Source organism: Kribbella sp. (assembly GCF_035655035.1).
In the GTDB taxonomy this organism is placed as follows: Bacteria; Actinomycetota; Actinomycetes; order Propionibacteriales; family Kribbellaceae; genus Kribbella.
The window spans coordinates 1-2,279 of the sequence record NZ_DASRVN010000713.1 but is presented as its reverse complement, the minus strand read 5'-3'; the positions used below and the strand labels follow the sequence as shown (position 1 = coordinate 2,279).

At 67.5% G+C, this 2,279-nt stretch carries 3 protein-coding genes; 2 read left to right on the top strand and 1 reads right to left on the bottom strand.

Annotated elements, in window-relative coordinates:
* A partial coding sequence (locus VFF46_RS36900; RefSeq protein ID WP_325041910.1) for a hypothetical protein occupies window positions 1-225 on the bottom strand: 225 nt, incomplete at its 3' end.
* Between the two features lie 461 nt (window positions 226-686).
* Here VFF46_RS36900 and VFF46_RS36895 point away from each other — a divergent pair.
* Window positions 687-1,106, top strand: coding sequence for a PadR family transcriptional regulator (locus VFF46_RS36895; protein WP_325041909.1), 420 nt, complete (start codon window positions 687-689; stop codon window positions 1,104-1,106).
* A gap of 79 nt (window positions 1,107-1,185) precedes the next feature.
* A partial coding sequence (locus VFF46_RS36890; protein WP_325041908.1) for an alpha/beta fold hydrolase occupies window positions 1,186-2,279 on the top strand: 1,094 nt, incomplete at its 3' end.

The following is a 2,279-nucleotide window of genomic DNA, read 5'->3' as shown; positions in this document are numbered from 1 at the left end:
CGGCTTGTTGAGCTTGTCGCGTACGGCGGCGTTCAGGTCGATCTCGGCGATCGAGCCGTCCACGACCTGGGCCGACGCGACGGAACGCGCGCACAGCGGGTAGCTGAGGGTCGCGCACCCGGTGCCGCCGGCGGCGTTCGCCGCGATCGCGCCCGCACCGATGACTCCGACCGCTGCGATCGACGCGGCGATCAGCTTCTTCTTCTTGGTGTTGAAGAGCCTCACAACTGCATTCCCTTCTGAAGCCCCCGGCACTCCCAGGTGGTCCGGGCGACGGGAGAAGGTATCAGGTCTGCACCGGTATCCACACCCCTTCGGCGCCTGAACTTCACGCGTCCTTGAACTTCGGGAACGGACGGACGTCCGGCTCCACCCATCCGGTCCGCGCATCGGCCGCCGCGAGCGTGCGCGAGTTGTAGAAGTGCGTGGGCCGGGCGCAACCGAGTTATCGGAAGGGCTTGTGTTGATGACGGTAACGATATATCGTTAGTGTCATGAAGAATATCGAGGAGGATACTATGAACACCCCGAACGAATTTCGTGGTCGCGGACGCGGCCACCAGCACCCCCGGCGCGGCGGACCGCGGATGGGGGAAGGCATGCCGATGCACCGTGGCCGTGGTGGTCGCGGGCCGGGACGGGGCCGCGGGCGAGCGCCGCGCGGTGACGTCCGGACGGCTGTCCTGATGCTGCTCACCGAGGAGCCGATGCACGGCTACCAGTTGATGCAGGCCATCGCCGACCGCAGCGGCGGGCGCTGGACCCCCAGCCCCGGCGCGATCTACCCGACCATCAACCAGCTGGAGGACGAGGGCCTGGTCACCGTGACCGCGGACGCCGGCCGCAAGCTCGTCACCCTGACCGACGCGGGCCGTGAGTACGTCGAAGGGCGCCGGGACGCCTCGGCGGACCCGTTCGCCGCCTTCGCGAGCGCGACACCCGGAGCGGACCTGCGAGGCCTGCTCGAGGAGTTGCACTCGGCCACCCGTCAGGTCGCCCGCAACGGCACGGAGGAGCAGCGCACCGCGGCCGCCAAGATCCTGACCGACGCCCGCCGGTCGCTCTACCTCCTGCTCGCCGACGCCCCGAAGGCACCCGAAGCCTGAGACCTGCGTCACGCAGGGAACGTCTCGACCGAACGGCTCCTCTTCACCAGTTGTCAGTGCCAGCTGAGGAGGGGTCGGGATGGAGACTCGAAGGACCGTCGCGGGCGTACTCGTTCTGCTGGCGGTGATACATGTCTACTGGGCGACGGGCGCGACCTGGCCCGCGTCCGACGAGCGATCGCTGTCCCGAGCGGTGCTCGGCATTCAGTTGTCGTTCGCCCCACAGGTGGTGCTGCCACTGGCGGCACTGCACCTGGTGCTGGGCTACGCGGTTCTCAGATCTGACAGGTCTGCGGTCTGCAGACTTGTCGTCGCCGGCGTCGCAGCCGGACTGGCTGCGCGTGCCGCTCTAGGGGTGGCCTGGGCCTTCACAGACGGCGGTACTGCGTTCTACTGGCTCAACCTGCTGCTCTACACCCCGGTGTGCATCGCACTGTGCGTTGCTGACCTCAACCTGCTACGACGGCGCTGGCTGAAGTTAACCGTCGTCGTAGGCCCGGTGGCAGTGGTGACAGCGCTCGCATTGGTTGCCTATGTGTACCAGCCGGCCGCGCAGGCGCATCCGAGCGCTGCGGCTGACTCGAAGTACGTGGAGACTCCGTTGGCGCGGGTGCATTACCTACAGCGTGGGGCTGGCGCACCGGTTGTGCTGCTGGCCCCGGGGGCATCGCCGGCGTTGGCCTGGGATGCTGAGATGGCTGCACTGGCTAAAGATCACACCGTGTACGCCGTGGATCTCCCAGGGCAGGGGGAGACCCGGCTGCACGACGAGGGCTTCTCGTTTGATTTGGACGGGATGACGGCGGCTCTTGGGCAGTTCTTGGATGCAATGCAGCTGCAGAGCGTCGTGCTTGGCGGCAACTCGTGGAGTGGTGGCTGGGCGCTCGCCTACGCGCAACGCCATCCGGAGCAGGTCAGCAAGCTCGTCCTGCTCGCCCCGTCCGGCTTGGACGAGCCGGACGTGTGGAGCTGGGAGACCCTCAAGCTCCCGCTGGTCGGCGAAGCCTTCGCCAAGCTGGCGACGAGCCGCAGTATGGTCGAGTCCGCGGTCCGCGGCCTGTTCGTGCACCAGGACCGGGTCACGCCGCAGCTGGTCGACGCGATGTGGATCCCCGGAACGTATCGTGACAACGTGCGGTCCATGTACGCACTCGAGCGCGGCCTCGACTGGAG